The sequence below is a fragment of the Dokdonella soli genome, from assembly GCF_039523175.1.
Classification (GTDB): Bacteria; Pseudomonadota; Gammaproteobacteria; order Xanthomonadales; family Rhodanobacteraceae; genus Dokdonella_A; species Dokdonella_A soli.
The window spans coordinates 170,444-190,678 of record NZ_BAAAEU010000008.1; the positions used below are offsets into that span (position 1 = coordinate 170,444).

The following is a 20,235-nucleotide window of genomic DNA, read 5'->3' on the forward strand; positions in this document are numbered from 1 at the left end:
TGCCGCCGTCGTTACGGAGGGACGAGTCATGAAGCCGGAAGCTGCTGCGCTTGTGCTGGGGGTTCTTCCTGACGCTGTGATCGTATGGACGACGCTGGGGAACGTTGTTCATTGGAGCGATGGCGCGCGCTCAGTTTTCGGATACGCAACGTCGGAGGCTGTCGATCGTTCGATCGTTGAACTGATCGTTCCCGACGATCAGGCGGATGAACATCACCGGATGGTCAATGAAACCATCGTGAATGGAGGCGCCATCTGCGAGTCGGTACGCCGAAGAAAGGACGGCTCGCTGGTTTACGTGGATGTTTCCGTGAAGAAATTCGTGGACGCCGATACTGGCGAATTGCGCATTCTGTCTGTCGAAAAAGACGTCACTCACATCAAGGTTCTGCGTGATTCGAAACTGATGGATGCGCGGTTCCGCGATCTTCTCGAATCGACGCCTGATGGCATCGTGATGGCAAATCCGACGGGCTACATCGTGCTGGCGAATACGCAGGCGGAGAAGCTGTTCGGATATACCGAGGGTGAGTTGCGCGGGAAACCCGTGGACATGCTGCTTCCCGAACGTTACCGCCATGCGCATGTCGGCCATCGATCACAGTATTTTCTGCAGCCGCGAAAGCGGGCGATGGGTTCGGGCCTCGACCTGTCAGGCCTGCGCAAGGACGGGACCGAGTTTCCGATCGAAATCAGTTTGAGTCCGCTGCATACCGAGGAAAGCGCCTTTGTATTGAGCGCGATCCGCGACATCAGCGAGCGCAAGCAGATCCAGAAAGAACTGCAGGATTCGAACGCCGAGCTGGCCCGGGCAAATTTGGCGAAAGATCACTTTCTCGCCAACATGAGCCATGAACTGCGCACCCCACTCAACGCCATCATCGGCTTTACCGGAACGCTGCTGATGAAGCTACCCGGCCCCCTGACCGAAGAGCAGGACAAGCAACTGCGCACCGTACAGAACAGCGGCAAGCATTTGCTGGCGCTGATCAATGATCTTCTCGACGTGACGAAAATCGAATCCGGCAAGGTCGAACTGAATCGAGAACTCGTCGATTGCAACGCAATCGTTGAGGAAGTCGCCGCGACTCTGCGTCCGCAGGCTGAAAGCAAGGGGCTGGAACTGTTATTGACCGTGCCGATCATGCCATTGCTCCTGCATACGGATCGCCGTGCCCTGAGCCAGATCGTGATCAATCTCACCAGCAACGCGATCAAGTTTTCCGACTACGGCCACGTGCATCTGACGCTCAAGCAGCACACTGCATCGGACAATGCGGCGAAGACAGTCGAAATCGCCATTGCGGATACCGGTATCGGGATCTCCGATGAAGATCAGGCGAAACTGTTTGGCGCGTTCAGTCGGGTCAATACCTCCCGTCAGAAGGCGCCGGAAGGAACCGGTCTGGGACTGCATCTGAGCCAGAAGCTTGCGCACGCACTGGGTGGGAAAGTTGTCTGTCGAAGCGAACTCGGCAAGGGAAGTACTTTCGTCGTTGCAGTTCCGGAGATCTGACCGTGCGCGCACGCATCCTGATCATCGAAGACAACGCCGCCAATTTGGAGCTGATCAGGTATCTGCTTGAGTCTTCCGGCTACGAGGCGTTGGTCGCGACGGATGGATTGGAGGGGGTCGCACTGGCGCGGCGCGAAATGCCGGACCTCGTCCTATGCGATCTGCAGATGCCACAGCTCGACGGTTACGGTGTTCTCAAGCAATTAAGGGCCGATCCGATCTGCCACGGGCTGCCCATCGTTGCGGTCACGGCGTTTTCGATGCGCGGCGACGAGGAGAGGGTGTTGACAGCGGGTTTCGATGGCTATTTGTCGAAACCGATCGACCCGGAAATCTTCATCACGCAGATCGAGGTGTTCCTGCCTGCCGGCCTGCGCGTTCGGCACGACTCACCAACAGGGCGGAGAGAGCCATCGGATCATGGCTAACGTGCTTGTCGTTGACGATCATGCGGATAACCGGGCGTTGCTGACAACGCTGCTCAGCTACGCAGGGCACCGATCGTTTGAATCCGTGGACGGCTCCGAGGCGCTGGTCCAGGTCCGCTCGCAACGTCCTGACCTGGTGATCTGCGACATTGTCATGCCGACAATGGATGGCTATGAATTTGTCAGGCAATTGCGTGAGGACCCTGAGATCGCCAGCACCGAAGTGATCTTCTACACCGCGACTTTTCTCGAACGGGAAGCACGCGGCCTCGCGGAATCTTGTGGCGTGAAGTACGTCCTCACCAAACCTTGCGGACCCGAAGAGATCCTGCGCACCGTCGAGCGCGCGCTCCATCATACGACGGAGCCCATTGCGGTTCCCGATCCGAAGCTGTTTGATCGAGAGCATCATCGATTGATGACCGACAAACTGGTGGAGAAAGCCACGGAGTTGCAGATTGCCAATCAGCGCCTGTCAGCCCTCACCGATCTCAATTTGCAGCTGGCTTCCGAGCGCGACCCTCATACGCTGCTCGACAAATTCTGTCGTGGCACCCGCGATCTCTTCGGAGCCCGCTGCGCGATTCTCGCAGTGAGGAACAAGAACCGTGGCGAATCAGCCCGCTGCGCGAGTTGGGGTATCGCCGCCGCCGACGTGGATCGGATGAGAGCTGTGCCGATCGATCTCGGTATATTCGGATCGGTGATGGCCGATCGAAAACCGTACCGATTCACCGCCTCGAGTGGCAACGCATTCCCGCCTGGGCTGAGCGCCGCGTATCCGTCGATGCAATCCGGACTGATCGTTCCAATTGTTTCACTGCACCATGTCTATGGCTGGATTTTTCTGCTCGACAAGGTGGGGCTGGAGAATTTCACGGACGATGATGAATACCTCTTGTCGATCCACGCCGCGCAGGCAGGGCGCATTTATGAGAACGGGAGCTTGTACGCCAACGTGCAGCGGCATGCCGCACGCCTCGAACAGGAAGTGGCCACCCGAGAGAAGGCCCAGCGCCAACTGGACGTGCAATTTGCGGTCGCTCGTGTGCTCGCCGAGGCATGCACCTGGGATGAGGCCATAGCGAGCTTCTTCCGCGTGGTGTGCCAGAACCTGTATTTCGCGCTCGGGTCGTTGTTCCGCATCGACAGCGCCAGCGACGCTGCCTATTGCGTCGCCGGATGGTGCAGTGACTTGCCATTACTTGGCGATTTCATGACCCGGACGCGTGAGTCGAAGTTCAAGTCGGGCATCGATGCGATTGGACGCGTATGGCTGACCGGACGGTCGTATCTCACCTCGAACATTGCCGAAGAAGCAGATTTCACCCGAGCCTCTTCTGCACGGATGGCGGGTTTGTGTGCGGCCATCTTTGTGCCTGTCGTAAGTCATGGCAACAAAATCGGTGTACTCGAGTTCTTTGACCGCGAAAGCCGCGAGATCGATTCGGATCTGCAGCAGACGTTGGAGGCGCTTGGCGGCCAGGTCGGACAGTTCATGGAGCGCCAAAGGCAGCAGCTCAATATTGAACGTCTAAATCGCATATATGCCGTATTGAGTGGCGTAAGTTCACTGATCGTCCGTGTTCGTGACCGGACGGAACTGTTTCGTGGCGCATGTCGCATCGCGGTGGAACAAGGACGCTTCCGCAAGGTATGGATCGGCGTGCTCGATTCCGCCGACGGGCGGATCGTCTTGACAGAGTCCGGCGGCGGCGACGCGGTCTATTTCGACAAGCTGCGCGATCTGCTGCTCACGGCGCCAGAGACGGCGTACGCACCATTCACGCAGAAACTCCGGGAGGGACAGGCGCTCATCTTCAACGACGTCGAACATGACACGACCATGTTCCTGAGAAACGACCTGCTCGAGAGCGGCTCGCGCGCCTTGGTCTGGTTGCCGATGATTGTTGCTGGACACCCGGCTGGCGTCCTCGTGCTGCATGCGGCCGAGAAGGGATTCTTCGACGCCGACGAAATGAGGCTGCTGCTCGAACTTGCAGGCGATATCGCCTTCGCACTGGAACATATCGCCAAGACCGATCGACTTGACTATCTGGCTCATTTCGACGCTCTTACGGGACTGGCCAATCCGATGTTGTTCCATCAGCGTCTGGAAAAACGCCTTGTTCGAACTGCCCGCGATTGCGGAATCCTCGCCGTGGTATTGGTGGACATATCGCGACTCAAGACAATCAACAAGGCCTTCGGACGCAAGATTGGCGATGGCCTGCTCAAACAAGTCGCTGACTGTCTGGCCCGCTGCGTTGCCGATCCGACTGATGTAGCGCGCCTGGGCGGTGACAACTTTGCGCTGATAGTGGAGAACATGCATAGCCAGGAAGAGCTGACGCAGTTTGTTGACGAACGAGTGCTGGCGCGTTTTCGCGCTCCTTTTCAGGTTGGTGGAGTGGAGCTGCGATCTGCCGGTACAGTCGGAATAGCCTTGTTTCCGCGGGATGGCGAGAACGTAAAGACTTTGATCGAGAACGCCGAGTCAGCCCTCGGCGAGGCGAAGATCAGTGGTGATCGCTATTTGTTCTACACAAAGCAGATGAGCGATCGGGTCACGGAGACCTTGGCGCTGGAAAGCAGCCTGCGCACGGCGCTCGAACGGAACGAGTTCGTCCTTCACTATCAACCCAAGGTCGACATCTGCAACCGCCAGCTCGAAGGGGTCGAAGCACTGATCCGTTGGAACAGTCCGCAGTTCGGCCTCGTGCCTCCGCTGAAGTTCATCCCCTTGCTCGAAGAGACTGGCTTGATCGTGGAAGTCGGTTCCTGGGTTTGGCGCCGCGCGTCGCGCGACTACGCCGATTGGTTGGCACAGGGCGTATTCGCTCCGCGAATTGCCGTGAACATGTCGGTCGTGCAGTTGCGCAGACACGATTTCGTATCGACGATAGCAGCGCTGCAGAAAAGTACGGAGGAGTCGGTCGAAATTGATATTGAAATAACCGAAAGTACGGCAATGGATGAGGTTGCGGACAGCATCGAGAAGTTGCACGAACTTTATGCTCTTGGCATAAATATCGCGATCGATGATTTCGGAACGGGCTATTCGTCCCTGGCGTATCTTGCGAAACTGCCTGCCCACGTTCTGAAGATCGACAGATCGTTCATCAGCACGATGCTCGAGGATCCCGACAAGATGTCGCTGGTATCGACAATGATTTCTCTGGCTCACAGCATGCACATGAAGGTAGTCGCCGAAGGCGTGGAGACGCAGGATCAGGCGAACATGTTGCGTCTTCTCCGATGCGATCAGATGCAGGGATACCTTGTTGCCAAGCCCATGCCTTTCGAGCAGATGACGGCATATATCCGCAACCGCGAGTTGAATTTGGATCCTTGAGAACGGCTTCACCTCGGCCGTCTGCTTCGGATCATGTCGAGCCGAGCTCACCGCGATGCAAAGTGCTTTACGATGATTGTCGACTCGCGGTGAAATCCCGCGTCCCCGCGATGCGGGCGCGTGGAGTTCGTCTCAGGACCCTTCCGAACGTCGCAGCAGATGCGCCAGTGTGTCGACGCTGTCGGTCATGCGGTCGAATGCCTCGATGACCGCAGCGGCAATGCCCTGATGGTCCTCGCTGACAGCCGCTTCGAGATCACGGGCCAACGTTCGTTCTTCCTTGCGCAGGTTGCCGATGGCTGGCGCGCCGCCGTCGCGCAGGCTGGCCGTGAGTGCGGCGAGGCTTGCGTCGATATGGGCGGCGAACGCGAGCACGCGGTCGCGTTCGGGCAGTGCGGCGGCGTCCTGCAAGACAGCCTCGAGTGACATGCAGGCGCGCACGAAACGGTTCGCGTTGGCGAACACACCGTCCGCGAGGACCAGCAGATGCCGGTCGCGATGCGGCTCATCGCGCATGCGCTCGATCGAGGCCTGCGCATTCGTGCGTGCATTGCGTGCATGCGTGCGCGTCGCGACATGCGCGGCGGTATCGTCGCGCAACAGCGTGCCGAAATAACGGCGGTAGGCGTCGAGCATCGCGGCGAGCGCAGGGCGCACGCGCAGGTGTTCCCAGGTCGGCCACAACGCATACGCGGCGAGCGCGAATGCGCTGCCGAGGACCGTGGCGACGCCGCGCCCGACCATCGTGTCACCGGGCGCGATGCCGTCGAACGCGAGCAGGATGACGACGAGGCCGGTCAGCATCATCACGCCGAGGCCGTAGTGCACCGTAACCAGCATGCGGAAACCGATGCTGAGCAGGGCGAGCAGCGCGAGCTCCTCCCAGACGCCGCCGAACGCATAGTGGACCAGTGCCGTGGTCAGCACGAGGCCGAGCAGGGTGCCCATCACGCGCAGCAGGCCGAAACGGAACGTGCCGGCGAAATCCGGCTTGAGCACGATCGCGACCGTCATCGGGATCCAGTAACCGTGCTCGAGGCCGGCGATGCGGGCGCCAGCGACGCTGAGCGCCAGGCAGACGCCGCAGCGCAGGGCGTGCCGGAACGCGATCGATGAAAGACTGAGGTTCGCGCGCAGTGTGGCCAGCGTGCTGCGCGGGCGCAGTCCGCGCGGCATGCGCGCTTCCGCGGCTTGTGCACGCAACTCGCCGCTGCTGCCCGCGAAGTCGGCGTTGCGTAGTGCCGCGCGCAGCTGGCCGGCCAATCCCTGCGCCCGTGCGATCGCGATGACCAGCCGGCGCCGCAGGCGGCGGTCCGTCGCACGATCGTGCAATCCGACCAGCGCGGCCTGCGCCGCATCGTAGCCTTCCATGGCCGCCGCTGCGGCGAGCGGACTGGTGCCGCGCTCGAGCGCCACGGCGAGCGCGTCGAGCGCGCGCGCCGCGTATTCGAGCACGCGGCCGAGCGTCGACTTTGCCTCGCCCTCGTCGAGCATCGCGCGCAGGTCGCCGAGCGCCAGCAGTTCGAGGCGGACGCGCTCGACCAGTTCCGCGAGCACGCGGAAGGTCTCCATCGCCTCGCCGCGTGCGCGATGCGTGCCGTGCAGCAGGCCCTCGACGTCGAGCAGCGCCTGCGTGACCGGCGGCGCCTGCGTGTGGTCGGCGCTTCGCCGCGCGCTCTCGCCGAGCTGGCGGCAGATCTCGGCCAGCGCATGCCGTTCCGGCCGATAGCGCTGCAGCGGCCACGCGGCGATCGCGAACACGGTCTGCAACACGCCGCCGGCGAAGATCAGCAGCGCGGTCGCCAAGGCGTCGGCGGGCGCACGCGGCTGCGCGGCAGTGATCACGAGCAGGATCATGCTGGTCAGGCCGGCACGTCCCGCGTCGGTACCGAGCGCGACCAGCAGGCCGCCGCCGATGCCCCAGAGCAGGGCTGCGATCGCGAGCAGGGGCGTACTCGCGCCGAGCAGGCAGCCGACGAACGCGGAAACACCTGCCGCGAGTGCGGTCAACAGCATGCGCTGCATGCGCAGCCGATAGGGCCCCGGCTGGTCGGTGAACATCGTGTTCAATGCGCCGGCGGCGATGCCGAGGCCGATCGAGACGTGGCCGCTGGCGATGCCGACGCCGAGCGGCAGCACCACGGCGGCGGCATTGCGCAACGCGACGCGCAGCGGCACGTCGCGTGGTTTGATCTCGATCAGGCTGCGCAGCATGGTGTGGTGAGCGTCATCGTCTGCGAGTCTCCCGTAGGAGCGGCTTCAGCCGCGATGCGTGTGCTCTGCGCGAAACGAACGCCATCCCCACTCAACCATCCCCTTGAAGGGAAGGGCTTGAAGGCATCGCGGCTGAAGCCGCTCCTACGGTCACGATCGGGTGGGCGATCGGCCGGTGAACCGATCAGGTTCGGTACTTCTCCGGCGCCGGATTCACGTGGCTGCACGCGTCGCAGGTACGCGCGTCGAGCGAGCGGTAGAAGCGCTCGAACACGCGCGGGAAATCGGCTTCGATGTCGTGCAGATGGAAGAATTCCTCGTAGAGCTTGTGGTTGCAGCGCTCGCAGTACCAGAGCAGGCCGTCCTGCTCGTGCGCCAGGCGCTTGCGCTCGATCACCAGGCCGATCGAATCCGGCATGCGCTGCGGCGAATGCGGCACGCGTGGCGGCAGGTAGAAGATCTCGCCGGCGCGGATCGGTATGTCGCGCACGCGGCCGTCCTCCTGGATCTTCAGCACCATCTCGCCTTCGAGCTGGTGGAAGAACTCCGGGCCCTCGTCCCAGTGGTAATCGGTGCGCGCGTTCGGCCCGCCGACCACCATCACGATGAAGTCGCCGTCGACGATGCACTTGTTGCCCACCGGCGGCTTCAGCAGGTGGCGGTGCGCGTCGATCCAGCGTTGGAAATTCAGCGGGGGTACCAGCATTTCATCTCGCCTGGATTGATCCAGGGCCAAGTGTAAGGCCGATTGTGCCAGTCAGGCGACGCCGCCTCGCAGCGTCAAAACGCAGAGAACAAACACGAGCGTGTAGAAGGCCGTCGCACCGAAAAGGGCTTTCGAAACGAACGACCTTGTGGATGTGGCGTTGGACCGCTTCATCGCAACCAGCGAGCCGATCAGGCCGAGCAACCCGACCGGAAAATACAGCATCAATGCGGACATTGCGTAAGCATCAGCCCATCGGCGAAATGGCTGCGCGAGCCCAAAGAGCGTGTGCCCATTGAGCAGACCAAGCAGCAACATACCCGCCAGAAACAGGTACATGACCGTCAACAAAGAGAAAACGGCCATCTTGGTGTGCTGCCACAAGCTGTGAGTCATCGCGGTCTGTTGGGAATCACAGCGATGCACTTCAATTCGATCGCGATCGGCGTCGGCAAGGCGGTGATGCCGAGCGTGGTGCGGCACGGCGCATTCGCGGGATCGGCGAAGTGCTCGGCGTAGACGCGATTGTAGGCCGCGAAATCACGCGCCATGTCGGTCAGGAAAACGGTCACGTCGACCAGATCCTCCCAGCGCGCACCGCTGGCCTCGAGCACGGCGCGCACGTTCGCGAACACCTGGCGGCACTGCGCCTCGATGTCGTAGGCGACGAGCATGCCATCCGCGCCGTGCACGTTGCCGGGAATCGCATTCGTACCGGGAATGCGCGGCCCGACACCGGACAGGAACAGCAGGTCGCCCACGCGGCGCGCGTGCGGGTAGGCGCCGACCGGAGCCGGCGCCGCATCGGTGCGGATCGGTTCGCTCATTGGGCAGCGGTTTGCGCAGACTGGGCCTTGTCGCCGATGACGACCTCCTGGCGGAACAGGGTGCGGTTGTCGGTGGCCAAGCCGGTGATCCGGTAGGTGCCGGGCCGCAGGTAGAGATCGCCGTGCGTTTGCGGGCGCCTCTGTATCAGGCGTTCCTCGAGGCGCTCGGCCGCCTTGACCGGGTCGAGCACAAGCCGGTCCGCCGGAATCGCATCGTCGCCTTCCTTTGCATAGCGCGCTTCGATCAGGCACGGATATTCGTTCTGGCACATGCTGCCGTTGACCGAGTACGGCTTGCGCAGGCCGCCGAGATCGAGCCAGGTCGGGCGCTCGTCGCGCAGTTCGTCCGGCGGGAAGAACACGCTGACCTCATAGGCGCCCGGCTTCAGCGACCACGGTTTGCCGTTCTTGCCCTCGAACACGATCGGTTCCTTCGGATGCAGGCTGTCGATGACCGCGCGGTAATACGGATGGTTCTCGGTGCCGGGCGGATGTTCGATCAGCATGGTCTGCTCGATGGTCAGCGGATCGATGCCGGTCAGCTTGCGGAAATGCTGGGCCATGCTCTTGCCGCCAAGGTACTTGCCGTTCTCCTGGATGTGAGCGTAGCCGGCGTTGACGACGAGGCGTGCGTCGGGATCGTGCTTGAACACGCGCTCGTTGAGGTTCTTGGCCTGGTCGTACTCGCGCACGTCGCCGTTTCCTGGCTTTTCGCTTTCGTAAGCGACGACCTTGAAGCCCAGTTGCAAGGCAGTGCGCACCATTTCCGCGGAGATCGGTTCCATCGTGTAGAACCCGCTGGCCGGCACCGGATAACCGCGCTTCTGCAGATCGGCGTCGCTCGCATACAGCGTCTCGGCCGCGAAATACGTGTAGCCTTCCGCGCGCAGCTTCGACAGCAGCTCGACCGTCAACGTGCGCGTGAGCGGCACGTTGTGCGCCTCGTTGAAGAAAATCGCCTTGCGGCCCTTGGCCAGTTCCGCGACTGCATCGAGCGCGGACTTGGGCGTGTAGCCGCCCGAAAGTGGCGACGACGCATCGTCCGATGAAGCCAGCTGGCGGATCGAGTAGGAATCGTGCGCGCCCGGATAGTCACCGACGAAGCTCTGGTACCAGCTCATGTACTGGCCGAACACGATGCGGAACGCCTTGCCCTTGTCGGACCGATATGCGTCGCGCATCGCCTTGTATTGCGCGAGCAGCCCGTTTCGCTTGAGCGCGTCGGCATAGACCTTCTCGGACTTGTCGAACGCGACCTTCTGCGCTTGTTGCCATTGATAGGGCGAGAGCTGTTCCTCCTGCGCCGTAGCGGCGACAAACGGGAACAGGCAGGCGAGCAGGGCAATCCAGGCGATCCGCATCGTTGTCGTCATCCTTTGCTGGAAACGGGAATCCACATGAAGCCCGCGAAGCGGGTTCGGCTTGAATTGTTGGCGGCTACAGTGGCTCACCGAGGTACAAGGTATGGCCCTGATCGTCATGGATGACGATTTCTCGTGTTCTCCAAGGCGTCTCATGCACGTCTTTCACCAGAGGAACGTTCTTCGCCTTCAGTTGCGCGGCAAAGTCCTCTACTCCCTTGGTCTCAAGGTAGAGATGGAAATGCCCGCCATCTTCTATGAATGAGATTGATGGATCCTTTTCATCCACCAGCTTCAGGTGAAAGATCTGACTCCCGGCACGAACTCCTGTGTAGAAATCCTGATAATTGAATTCGACAGCCAGCCCCCGCTTCTCCGTATAGAAGCGAATGGATGAGGCCATATCGGTGGTGCGCAACTGCGTGACTACGCCCGAGATCGCCATTTTCTCCTCCATAGCTGCCAATACGCGATTCATGCGCCGCTGCCGCGAGTGGCCCGCGCCAGCGCGTTGGCCGTTGCAGTGGCGATCTGGTCGCTCGCGGAAACATGCAGGCCGAGGTCATTCACCCGCCCGTCGCGCAGGCTGTAGATCCAGCCGTGCACGCTGAGGTTCTGGCCGCGCTCCCAGGCGTCCATCACGACGGTCGTCTGGCACACGTTCACCGCCTGCTCGATCACGTTGAGTTCGCAGAGTCTGGCATGTCGCTGCTGCGGGTCGTCGATGCATCCCAACGCCTCGGCGTGCTTGTGCCTCACGTCGCCGACGTGGCGCAACCAGTTGTCGACCAGGCCCATGCGGCGCTCGTCGAGCACCGCCTGCACGCCGCCGCAACCGTAGTGGCCGACGACGAGGATGTGCTCGACCTTGAGCACGTCGACCGCGAACTGGATCGTGGAGAGCGCATTCAGGTCGGTATGCACGACGACATTGGCGACGTTGCGGTGCACGAACACTTCGCCCGGCGCCATGTCGATGATCTGGTTGGCCGGCACGCGCGAGTCCGAGCAGCCGATCCACAGGTATTTCGGCGCCTGCTGGTCGGAAAGGCGCTTGAAGAACTGCGGGTCCTGCGCGCGAAGCGCATCGGACCAGGCGTGGTTGCGTCGCAGGAGATCGTCGAGATCGGCCATGGTCCGGGTCAGCTGAGTCGGATGCAGATGTTCTTCGGCTCGGTGAAGAAGCGCAATGCCTCGACGCCGCCTTCGCGGCCGACGCCGGAATTCTTGACGCCGCCGAACGGCGTGCGCAGGTCGCGCAGTAGCCAGCAATTGATCCAGGCGATGCCGAACTCGAGTTTCGCGGCAACGCGGTGCGCGCGGTCGAGGTTTGAGGTCCACAGCGACGCGGCGAGCCCATAGCCGGTGCCGTTCGCGATAGCGATCGCTTCGTCCTCGCCATCGAACGGAATCAGCGTGACGACCGGCCCGAAGATCTCCTCCTGGTTGGTCACGCTGTCGTTCGGCAGGCCCTCGATCACGGTCGGCGCCACGAACCAGCCGTCGGCGCAACGACCGTCGACGCGCACCGCGTCGCCGCCGCAGAGAACATGACCGCCATCGGTGCGGGCGCGTTCGATGCAGGCGGTCACCTTGTCGAAGTGCGCTTTCGAGACCAGCGCACCGAGGTCGCTGGCCGCAGCGTTCGGGTCGCCGACGCGCAACGCGCGCACGCGCTCGAGATAGCACTCCTTGAAGTCGTCGTAGATCGAGCGTTCGACCAGCAGGCGCGAGCCGCACAGGCAGATCTCGCCCTGATTGGCGAAGCCCGAGCGCACGATCGTGTCGAGGTTCGCGTCGGACAGGTCCGCATCGGCGAACACGATCGCCGGATTCTTGCCACCCATTTCCAGCGACAGCTTCTTGAACTTCGGCGCAGCGGCAGCCGCGATTGCGGCACCGGTCTTCGTGCTGCCCGTGAATGAGATCGCCTTGACCTGTGCGTGCTCGACGAGCGCCTGTCCGACCTGCGGCCCGTTGCCGTGCACGATGTTCAGCACGCCCGACGGAAAGCCGGCCTCGATCGCGAGTTCGCCGAGGCGCGCCGCGGTGCAGGGCGTGACCTCGGACGGCTTCGCGACGACCGCGTTGCCCGCCGCGAGCGCCGGCGCGATCTTCCAGGTGAACAGGTACAGCGGCAGGTTCCACGGCGAGATGCAGGCGACCACGCCGAGCGGCTGGCGCAGCGTGTAGTTGATCGCACGCCCGTCCATCGGGTGCGCCTCACCCGGCCACTGCGTGATCGCAGCCGCGAAGAAGCGCAGGTTCGCCACCGCACGCGGGATGTCGAGACTGCGCGCAAGCTGCACCGGTTTGCCGCTGTCGCGCGATTCGAGTCGTGCAAGATCATCGAGGTCGCGCTCGACCAGATCGGCGAGGCGGTTCAGCAACTGCGCGCGCTGCTCGGCCGGCGTCGCGGCCCAGTCGGGCGCGGCGCGTTGCGCGGCCGCGACGGCGGCGTCGACATCGGCGGCGTCGGAATCCGGGCAGCGCGCGAACACCGCGCCGATCGCGGGTTCGAACACGTCGAGATAGCGGCCCGCGCGCGGTTCCTGCTGCCGCCCGTCGATCAGGTTCGCGAGAGTAAGGGGAGCGGTCATTGCCGCGAGCTTAGCGGCTCGCGGCAAGGAAAGGGTATGGTCCGGCGAGCCCGTGTCGCGGAAACGACCGGGGCCACTGGGTGTTCATCGTTCGGCGGCGCCATTGGGGCCGGGCTTGGCAGCAAGCGGCTGCAGCGCGGCGTCCAGCGCGACGCGCTGGTCGAACACGAAGCAATGCCCCTCGTAGCCGTAGTCGCCGACCTGCTCGAAGTAGCCGAGGATGCCGCCGTCGAGCTGCCAGACGTTGTCGATACCGCTGGCCTGCATCCACAGCGCGGCCTTCTCGCAGCGGATGCCGCCGGTGCAGAAGCTGACCACGGTCGCATCGGCGAGCGCTTCACGCTGCGCGGCGACGGCTTCGGGAAAATCGGTGAAGCGGTCGATCGGAAGGGTCAGCGCGCCGGCAAAGGTTCCGTGACGGATTTCCTCCCGGTTGCGCGTGTCGAGCAGGACGAGACGCTGGCCGTCGTCGTCGTGACCTTGTTCGATCCAGCGCGCCAGTGTGGCCGGTGCCAGCGCCGGGGCGCGTCCGGCGAGCGGCGAGACATCCGGCTGGCGGAACGTGATCGTTTCGCGCTTGTGCTTGACCTTCAGCTGCGAGAACGGCTGCTCCGCGCTACGGCTCTGCTTGACGACGATATCGGCAAAGCGCGTGTCGGCGCGCAGCACATCGAGGAAGTCCGCGATGGCCTCCGCTGCGCCGGCGAGGAACAGGTTCAGACCCTCCGACGCGACCAGCACGGTGCCGCGCAGCGCGTTTCGTTCCGCATGGGCATGCAGCTCGGAGACGAGCGCAGCGGGGGCGGTGATCGGAGTGAAGTGATAGGCGGCGATATTCAAGACCATCCGGGCATTGTAGCCGGCTGTGTGTATTCGCCCGCGAGCGGGGATTCTGCAGGGGGCATCGTTCTGTGCGAAGCGCACGAATTCAGGCGGGCGGAGGGAGCGTAAGCATTTCGTAAGTATTTTGTAATGATTATGTTGGGGTCGTTGGACAGCCCGGATGCGGGATCCGGTTTGCGATACGTCAACCAGCCGGCGCCACCGGCAATGCATTTGGGAGAGTGCAGTGAAAACATTGAACTACTCGCGGGCCAAGCTGGGCTTCGCCCGTAACATGCTGGCCGCCGCCCTGCTGGTCGTGCTGTCCGCACACGCGGACGAGCAGACGGCTGGAGCCGCTCAAGAAAAGTCGACGGACGAGATCAGGAAGGAAAAGACCGAACTCGGCACGATCGTCGTGACGGGTTCGCGCGCGAAAGGTCACACCGTGCAGGACTCGCCGACTCCGATCGACACGATCGCGCGCGAGGCGTTGCAATCGGCCGGTTCGCTCGAGGTCGGCAAGCTGCTGCAGACGCTGGAGCCGTCGGTGAACTTCTCGACGACCTTCGTCAGCGACGGCACCGACATCATCCGCCCGATCACCCTGCGCGGCCTTGGTCCGGATCAGGTGCTGGTGCTGATCAACGGCAAGCGCCGTCATCAGCAGGCGCTGGTCAACGTGCAGCAGACAGTCGGCCGCGGCTCGGCGGGCACCGACATCAACGCGATTCCGGAGTCGATGATCGACCACATCGAGGTTCTGCGCGACGGTGCCGCCGCGCAGTACGGCTCGGACGCGATCGCCGGCGTGGTCAACATCATCCTGAAGAAGCAGACCGACGAGACCCAGCTTTCCGGCCAGGCTGGCCAGACCTACAAAGGCGACGGCGAGCTGTACAGCGGCAGCGTCAACACCGGCTTCAAATTCGGCGAGGGCGGCTACAACAACCTGTCGCTCGAATACCGCCATCGTGACGAGACCAATCGCGCCGGACCGGATTCGCTGCGCGTGAATCCGCCGCGCGTGGACCAGCGCCTCGGCGACCCGATCGCCAAGGATCTGTACTTCTGGCTCAACGGCGGCTTGCCGTTCGGTACCGGCGAGGTGTACTGGTTCGGCGGCGCCTCGCGTCGCAAGGGCGATTCGTCAGGCTTCTTTCGCAGCAAGGGCGACGATCGCACGGTGCCGGACATCTACCCGAATGGCTTCCTGCCGAACATCCTGACAAAGACAACCGATGCTTCGCTCGTGTTCGGCTATCGAGCGCCGATCAACGATATTTGGTCCTACGACCTGTCGGTCAATTACGGCCGCAACAAGTTCGACTTCCACGAAGGCAATACGGTCAACGTGAGCTGGTGGTATGAGCCCAAGCCGGGCGGCGGCATCTACGCGCAGTCGCCGAGGTCCGCGTTCACCGGTGCGCTCGCCTATGACCAGATCGCATTCGATGCGGATTTCAAAGGCTCGCTCGACTGGGGCATCGGCACCGCCCCGATCTACGTCGGCACCGGTTTCGAATATCGCGACGAGAACTACAAGATCACCCCGGGCGACCCGGTTTCCTATACCTATGGCCGCACGAACAACGGCAGCATCGTCATCCACAACCAGAATGGCGGCTTCGCGGCGCCGGGTACGCAGGGCTTTCCCGGCTTCACGCCGGGGACCGCAGTCGACGACGGGCGCGACAACATCGCGCTGTATATCGATGCCGAGAACCAGTTGACCGAGCATTTTCTCGCCAGTGCGGCGGCGCGCTGGGAGCACTACTCGGATTTCGGCAGCACCCTGACCGGCAAGCTGACCGGCCGCTACGACTTCACCCCGAGTTTCGCCTTACGCGGCACGATCGCGAATGGTTTCCGCGCACCGGGCGTGCAGCAGGAGTTCTATAGCCAGGTTTCGACCAACCTGAATTCGGCAGGCGTGTTGACCGACACCTTGACCGCGCGTCAGGGCAGCGCGGTCACGAGCGCGTTCGGTATTCAGCCGCTGAAGGAGGAAACCTCGATCAACGGCAGCCTCGGCATCGTCGCGCAACCGGCCGACCATACGCGCCTGACCGCCGACCTGTATCGCATCAAGATCAACAACCGCATCATCTTCTCCAGCAATATCCAGCCGGAAAGCGCGGCGAGCTGTGCGCCGGATCTGTCGAACTGCCCGATCCGCCGCATCCTCGATCCGCTGCACGTGGGCCAGGTGCTGTTTTTCACCAATGCCATCGACACGCGCACCACCGGTCTCGACCTCGTCGCCGAGCAGGATATCCCGCTGAGCAACGGCGATGACGTCACCCTGTCTGCGGATGCCAACTTCAGTCACACCAAGGTGACCAAGCGCAAGTCGCAGTCGGCAATCCTGCCGCCGAACGTGTTGTTCGACGACACTCAGGTGACCCTGGTCGAGAAGGGCCAGCCGCGCCAGCACTACGTGTTGTCGGCCAACTACAAGACGGGCGGCTGGGACCTGACCGCGCGCGCCAACTACTTCGGTGATGTCGAGGGCCAGGGTTTCACGCCGGGCATCATTCAGAAGTGGGGCGGCAAGTGGCTGTTCGATCTGAATGTGGCCTACGCATTCACGCGGAATGCGAAGGTTTCGGTCGGCGGCCTGAATATCTTCGATACCTACCCGGACAAGTGGGATCGGACGACAGGCGCTCCGTTTCCGGAACTCGGCTTCACCTATTGCTGGGAAACCTGTCCGTTCGGCATAAACGGCGGGTCCTACTACGCGCGTTTCGATTACAGTTTCTGAGCGTGGCCGCCGCGGCAGGCTTTCGTCTGCCGCGGCGGGTTTCGTGTGAGAGGGTTCCAAGTGTCGCGCTCGCGTGCAATGCGCGAGCGTCGCCGAGCGGGTATCGCGTTACATTGACTGCATGCGTCCGCCGTCGACCGGCACGTTGATGCCGTTGACATAGGCCGCGGCCGGCGTTGCCAGGAACGCGATCACGGCGGCAATCTCGGCCGGCTTCGCGAAGCGTCCGGCCGGCACCGTCGCCAGCATCGCCTGCTCGATCTCGGCGCTGCTCTTGCCGGTCGCCTTGGTGCGGTCGACGAGGATCTGTTCGAGGCGCTGCGTCTGCGTGTAGCCGGGCAGCACGTTGTTGACCGTGATGCCATGTACGCCAAGTTCGCCGGCCAGCGTCTTCGCCCAGCTCGCGGTCGCCCCGCGGATCGTGTTCGATACGCCGAGATTCCTGATCGGTTCCTTCACCGAGGTCGAGATCACGTTGACGATGCGACCGTAACCCGATGCCTTCATGCCCGGCAGCACCGCCTGCAGCAGGGTCTGCGCACCGATCAGGTGCTGGTTGAATGCGCGCAGGAATTCGTCAGGCGCGGCGGTGTGGGCCGGTCCGCCGGGCGGACCGCCGCTGTTGTTGACCAGGATCTGCACCGGATGCGCATTGACGGTCGCCTCGACCTTCGCGCGCAGCTCGGCGTGCTCGCTCATGTCCGCCGCGATCCAGGCGTGCTGTTGCGCCGCATGCGTCTTCGGCAGCGTGGCGAGTGCGGCCTCGAGCGCGTCGCGCGAGCGCGCGAGCAGGGTCACGTCGGCGCCAAGCGCCGCGAGTTCGATCGCCGCCGCGCGGCCGATGCCCTGCGAGCCGCCGCAGACGAGCGCGTGTTTGCCGGTGAGGTCGAGGTTCATGGTGGTTCTCGTCGCGAAATGACTCTCAAGACCGTTCGTGCTGAGGTATCGAAGCACGAACGGTCCGCGAAAACGTACAGGTTGCGGGTTTCGCCCTTCGATACCTCAGGGCGAACGTAACTCATCAGTGCTGCGATGGCAGCTTCTGCACCATGCGCGGCAGCAGTTCCTCGTCGCTGTCGCCCTGCGGCGGCTCGATCTCCTCGAGGTCGAAGCCGAGCAGGGCGGCGTCGTCTTCGTCGAGGCCGTCGAGCGCGCGGAACTCGGCGTCGAGCAGGGCCATGCGCGCGGCGGTCTCGTCGTCGTAGCGCAGGATGCGGCCGTCGTTGTCGAAGACCTCGGCGATGCCGGAGTCGAGCACGTCGAGACGCGCCCAGACCAAGGTGTCACCGAAAGCGGCCAGCCACCATTGCGATTCGTGCGTGCTCATGATGCGGCCCCCGCATAGGCGAGCAGTTTGGACATGATCGCGATCGCGGCGCCGCCGATGATCGCCCAGGCGCCGATGCTGCCGAGCACCGCGAGCGCGCTGAGGTCGCGGTCGCGCAGGGCGCGCCAGCGTGCGGCGAGGTACCAGCCGAACGCGTGCGGCGCGAACATGAAGCCGCGCAGGCGCGCGTGTTCGGCCGCATGATGATCGCGCAGGTGCACCGCGACCAGCATCCAGGTGATCACGTAGGTGGTGAGTCCGGCCACGATCAGGCCGAGGCCCATGATCAGCAGGAATTCGCGGGTGGCGAGCAGGGTCATGGACGGGACTCTCGCGCAAAGGGCTGTTCGCGCCGCAGGCAGGGAGCGCCCGTCGGCATGAGTCCAGGATGGACGAATCCAGACATGGGTCAGAACTCCGCCGAGCCCGGCGCACGCGGATACGGGATCGCATCGCGGATGTTGGCGAGACCGCAGACGTAGACGACCAGGCGCTCGAAGCCGAGCCCGAAGCCCGCGTGCGGCACGGTGCCGTAGCGGCGGAAGTCGCGATACCAGGAATACATGTTCGGATCGAGGCCGAACTGCGCGATGCGCCGGTCGAGCACGTCGAGGCGCTCCTCGCGCTGCGAGCCGCCGATGATCTCGCCGATGCCGGGCGCGAGCACGTCCATCGCGGCGACGGTGCGGCCGTCGTCATTGAGGCGCATGTAGAACGCCTTGATCTTCTCCGGGTAGTTCGTGACCACGACCGGCCCGCCGACATGCTGCTCGGTCAGGAAGCGTTCGTGCTCGGTCTGCAGGTCCGCGCCCCATTCGACCGCGTAGTCGAACTTCCTGCCGGACTTCTTCAGGATGTCGACCGCCTCGGTGTAGTCGATGCGCGCAAACGGTGTGGCGATGATCGATTCCAGGCGCGAGATCGCGGTTTTCTCGACGCGCTCGGCGAAGAACGCCATGTCGTCCGGGCGCTCGGCGAGCACCATGCGGAAGATGAACTTGAGGAAGTCCTCGGCGACGCGCGCGTTCTCGGCGAGGTCGGCGAACGCGATCTCCGGCTCGACCATCCAGAACTCGGCGAGATGGCGCGTGGTGTGCGAGTTCTCGGCGCGGAAGGTCGGGCCGAACGTGTAGACCTTGCTCAGCGCGAGGCAATAGCCCTCGACGTTGAGCTGGCCCGAGACGCTCAGGAAGGTTTCCTTGCCGAAGAAATCCTTCTTGTAGTCGATCGCGCCCGTGTCGGTGCGCGGCGGGTTCATCATGTCCAGGGTCGAGACGCGGAACATCTCGCCGGCGCCCTCGGTGTCCGAGGTCGTGATGATCGGCGTGTTGACCCAGAAATAGCCGTTCTCGTCGAAATAGCGATGGATCGCGTTCGCGATCGTGTGGCGCACGCGGCTGACCGCGCCGAACAGGTTCGTGCGCGGGCGCAGGTGTGCGACCTCGCGCAGGAATTCCGGCGAATGCGGCTTGGGCTGGATCGGGTAGGTTTCCGGGTCGTCGATCCAGCCGACGACTTCGATGCGGCTCGCCTGGACCTCGAACGACTGGCCCTTGCCCTGCGAGGCCACCAGTTCGCCCTCGGCGACGATCGCGCAGCCGGCCGTCAGGCGTGCGATCTCGTTGTCGTAGTTCGGCAGCGAACTCGGCGCAATGACCTGGATCGGATCGAAGCAGGAACCGTCGCTGAGATTGACGAAGGACAGACCTGCCTTGGAATCACGGCGCGTGCGCACCCAACCTCGCATCTTGACCCGGGTGCCCGGCGCGATCGCGCCCGACATGGCGTGCTTCACATCCACGATTCGCGCATCGATCGCGCTGCTATCGGCTACCGACATACCTTGAAACTCCTGCTGGAAGCGCCCAACTCACCGGAGGGTGAGGGCTCGCGATCTTGGGGCCCGCGATGATAGCGGAATCGGCGTTCGTGCCGCGTCACGCTACAATCGTCCCGATTCCGGATTAGCACTCAAATCATGGCCATCCAGCTCACCACCGCCGCGCGCCAGCGCATGCAGGATTTCCTCGCCAAGGAACCGGACGCGCTCGGCGTGCGTTTCGGCATCAAGCGGACCGGCTGCTCGGGCTTCGGCTACACGGTCGATCTCGCCGATTCGATCGCCGAGAACGATCAGGTGTTCGAACAGGACGGGCTGCGCCTGGTCATCGACCGCAAGGCGCTGCCGTTCGTCGACGGCACCGAGATCGACTTCCAGCGTCAGGGCCTCAACGCCGCGTTCGTGTTCCGCAACCCGAACGCGACCGGCGAGTGCGGTTGCGGCGAGAGCTTCACGGTCGAGACGACGGCTT

18 protein-coding genes are annotated in these 20,235 nt (G+C 63.3%); 5 read left to right on the forward strand and 13 right to left on the reverse strand.

Going from position 1 to position 20,235, the window contains the following annotated elements; all coding sequences use genetic code 11:
* The first annotated feature begins 28 nt into the window (after positions 1 to 28).
* Genes ABD002_RS10515 through ABD002_RS10525 form a run of 3 tightly spaced genes read left to right on the forward strand, consistent with a single transcriptional unit; the run spans position 29 to position 5,299 of the window.
* A complete protein-coding gene (locus ABD002_RS10515) occupies positions 29 to 1,516 on the forward strand; it encodes a PAS domain-containing sensor histidine kinase (protein ID WP_343790631.1) in 1,488 nt (495 codons plus the stop codon).
* Positions 1,517 to 1,518: 2 nt separating this feature from the next.
* Positions 1,519 to 1,944 (forward strand): response regulator, encoded by a 426-nt coding sequence (locus ABD002_RS10520; RefSeq protein WP_343790634.1) that lies wholly within the window; start codon positions 1,519 to 1,521, stop codon positions 1,942 to 1,944.
* The gene (locus ABD002_RS10525) at positions 1,937 to 5,299 is read left to right on the forward strand and encodes an EAL domain-containing protein (protein WP_343790637.1); all 3,363 of its coding nucleotides are present in this window, start codon (positions 1,937 to 1,939) and stop codon (positions 5,297 to 5,299) included. The genes ABD002_RS10520 and ABD002_RS10525 overlap by 8 nt, the downstream gene beginning before the upstream one ends.
* A 132-nt stretch (positions 5,300 to 5,431) precedes the next feature.
* On the opposite strand, the gene ABD002_RS10530 is transcribed toward ABD002_RS10525, so the two are convergent.
* From ABD002_RS10530 to ABD002_RS10570, 9 genes are all read right to left on the reverse strand, one after another.
* A complete protein-coding gene (locus tag ABD002_RS10530) occupies positions 5,432 to 7,513 on the reverse strand; it encodes an FUSC family protein (RefSeq protein WP_343790640.1) in 2,082 nt (693 codons plus the stop codon).
* Between the two features lie 184 nt (positions 7,514 to 7,697).
* Positions 7,698 to 8,219, reverse strand: a complete 522-nt coding sequence (locus ABD002_RS10535; RefSeq protein WP_343790643.1) for a 3-hydroxyanthranilate 3,4-dioxygenase — start codon at positions 8,217 to 8,219, stop codon at positions 7,698 to 7,700.
* 51 nt (positions 8,220 to 8,270) lie between these two features.
* On the reverse strand, positions 8,271 to 8,615 hold the full coding sequence (locus tag ABD002_RS10540; protein ID WP_343790646.1) for a hypothetical protein: 345 nt from the start codon (positions 8,613 to 8,615) through the stop codon (positions 8,271 to 8,273).
* The gene (locus ABD002_RS10545) at positions 8,612 to 9,046 is read right to left on the reverse strand and encodes a RidA family protein (RefSeq protein WP_343790649.1); all 435 of its coding nucleotides are present in this window, start codon (positions 9,044 to 9,046) and stop codon (positions 8,612 to 8,614) included. The genes ABD002_RS10540 and ABD002_RS10545 overlap by 4 nt, the downstream gene beginning before the upstream one ends.
* The gene (locus tag ABD002_RS10550) at positions 9,043 to 10,419 is read right to left on the reverse strand and encodes a hypothetical protein (RefSeq protein ID WP_343790652.1); all 1,377 of its coding nucleotides are present in this window, start codon (positions 10,417 to 10,419) and stop codon (positions 9,043 to 9,045) included. The genes ABD002_RS10545 and ABD002_RS10550 overlap by 4 nt, the downstream gene beginning before the upstream one ends.
* A 64-nt stretch (positions 10,420 to 10,483) precedes the next feature.
* Positions 10,484 to 10,885, reverse strand: a complete 402-nt coding sequence (locus tag ABD002_RS10555) for a VOC family protein (protein WP_343790655.1) — start codon at positions 10,883 to 10,885, stop codon at positions 10,484 to 10,486.
* Positions 10,882 to 11,541 carry a carbonate dehydratase gene (gene can / locus ABD002_RS10560; protein ID WP_343790658.1) on the reverse strand — a complete coding sequence of 220 codons (660 nt, stop codon included), beginning with the start codon at positions 11,539 to 11,541 and terminating at the stop codon, positions 10,882 to 10,884. The genes ABD002_RS10555 and can overlap by 4 nt, the downstream gene beginning before the upstream one ends.
* Positions 11,542 to 11,549: 8 nt before the next feature.
* Positions 11,550 to 13,007, reverse strand: coding sequence for an aldehyde dehydrogenase (locus ABD002_RS10565; RefSeq protein WP_343790661.1), 1,458 nt, complete (start codon positions 13,005 to 13,007; stop codon positions 11,550 to 11,552).
* Positions 13,008 to 13,091: 84 nt separating this feature from the next.
* The gene (locus ABD002_RS10570; RefSeq protein WP_343790664.1) at positions 13,092 to 13,853 is read right to left on the reverse strand and encodes a sulfurtransferase; all 762 of its coding nucleotides are present in this window, start codon (positions 13,851 to 13,853) and stop codon (positions 13,092 to 13,094) included.
* 223 nt (positions 13,854 to 14,076) lie between these two features.
* Between ABD002_RS10570 and ABD002_RS10575 the strand changes: the two genes are divergently transcribed.
* The gene (locus ABD002_RS10575) at positions 14,077 to 16,596 is read left to right on the forward strand and encodes a TonB-dependent receptor plug domain-containing protein (protein ID WP_343790667.1); all 2,520 of its coding nucleotides are present in this window, start codon (positions 14,077 to 14,079) and stop codon (positions 16,594 to 16,596) included.
* A gap of 108 nt (positions 16,597 to 16,704) precedes the next feature.
* Here ABD002_RS10575 and ABD002_RS10580 read toward each other — a convergent pair whose 3' ends face one another.
* From ABD002_RS10580 to asnS, 4 genes are all read right to left on the reverse strand, one after another.
* Positions 16,705 to 17,493, reverse strand: a complete 789-nt coding sequence (locus ABD002_RS10580) for an SDR family oxidoreductase (RefSeq protein ID WP_343790670.1) — start codon at positions 17,491 to 17,493, stop codon at positions 16,705 to 16,707.
* Positions 17,494 to 17,617: 124 nt separating this feature from the next.
* The gene (locus ABD002_RS10585) at positions 17,618 to 17,923 is read right to left on the reverse strand and encodes a hypothetical protein (protein ID WP_343790673.1); all 306 of its coding nucleotides are present in this window, start codon (positions 17,921 to 17,923) and stop codon (positions 17,618 to 17,620) included.
* On the reverse strand, positions 17,920 to 18,243 hold the full coding sequence (locus ABD002_RS10590; RefSeq protein ID WP_343790676.1) for a hypothetical protein: 324 nt from the start codon (positions 18,241 to 18,243) through the stop codon (positions 17,920 to 17,922). The genes ABD002_RS10585 and ABD002_RS10590 overlap by 4 nt, the downstream gene beginning before the upstream one ends.
* Before the next feature lie 89 nt (positions 18,244 to 18,332).
* Positions 18,333 to 19,763 carry an asparagine--tRNA ligase gene (asnS, locus tag ABD002_RS10595; RefSeq protein WP_343790679.1) on the reverse strand — a complete coding sequence of 477 codons (1,431 nt, stop codon included), beginning with the start codon at positions 19,761 to 19,763 and terminating at the stop codon, positions 18,333 to 18,335.
* A 138-nt stretch (positions 19,764 to 19,901) separates the two neighbouring features.
* On the opposite strand from asnS, the gene ABD002_RS10600 reads away from it, so the two are divergent.
* Positions 19,902 to 20,235, forward strand: a 334-nt coding sequence (locus ABD002_RS10600) for a HesB/IscA family protein (protein WP_343790682.1), incomplete at its 3' end; no start/stop codon positions are given.

Bases quoted from the DNA above. Each gene is read 5' to 3' on its own strand.
- ABD002_RS10515 (WP_343790631.1), top strand. From the start codon at position 29: ATGAAGCCGGAAGCTGCTGCGCTTGTGCTGGGGGTTCTTCCTGACGCT.
- ABD002_RS10525 (WP_343790637.1), top strand. From the start codon at position 1,937: ATGGCTAACGTGCTTGTCGTTGACGATCATGCGGATAACCGGGCGTTG.
- ABD002_RS10530 (WP_343790640.1), bottom strand. From the start codon at position 7,513: ATGCTGCGCAGCCTGATCGAGATCAAACCACGCGACGTGCCGCTGCGC.
- ABD002_RS10535 (WP_343790643.1), bottom strand. From the start codon at position 8,219: ATGCTGGTACCCCCGCTGAATTTCCAACGCTGGATCGACGCGCACCGC.
- ABD002_RS10540 (WP_343790646.1), bottom strand. From the start codon at position 8,615: ATGACTCACAGCTTGTGGCAGCACACCAAGATGGCCGTTTTCTCTTTG.
- ABD002_RS10545 (WP_343790649.1), bottom strand. From the start codon at position 9,046: ATGAGCGAACCGATCCGCACCGATGCGGCGCCGGCTCCGGTCGGCGCC.
- ABD002_RS10550 (WP_343790652.1), bottom strand. From the start codon at position 10,419: ATGACGACAACGATGCGGATCGCCTGGATTGCCCTGCTCGCCTGCCTG.
- ABD002_RS10555 (WP_343790655.1), bottom strand. From the start codon at position 10,885: ATGAATCGCGTATTGGCAGCTATGGAGGAGAAAATGGCGATCTCGGGC.
- can (WP_343790658.1), bottom strand. From the start codon at position 11,541: ATGGCCGATCTCGACGATCTCCTGCGACGCAACCACGCCTGGTCCGAT.
- ABD002_RS10565 (WP_343790661.1), bottom strand. From the start codon at position 13,007: ATGACCGCTCCCCTTACTCTCGCGAACCTGATCGACGGGCGGCAGCAG.
- ABD002_RS10570 (WP_343790664.1), bottom strand. From the start codon at position 13,853: ATGGTCTTGAATATCGCCGCCTATCACTTCACTCCGATCACCGCCCCC.
- ABD002_RS10580 (WP_343790670.1), bottom strand. From the start codon at position 17,493: ATGAACCTCGACCTCACCGGCAAACACGCGCTCGTCTGCGGCGGCTCG.
- ABD002_RS10585 (WP_343790673.1), bottom strand. From the start codon at position 17,923: ATGAGCACGCACGAATCGCAATGGTGGCTGGCCGCTTTCGGTGACACC.
- ABD002_RS10590 (WP_343790676.1), bottom strand. From the start codon at position 18,243: ATGACCCTGCTCGCCACCCGCGAATTCCTGCTGATCATGGGCCTCGGC.
- asnS (WP_343790679.1), bottom strand. From the start codon at position 19,763: ATGTCGGTAGCCGATAGCAGCGCGATCGATGCGCGAATCGTGGATGTG.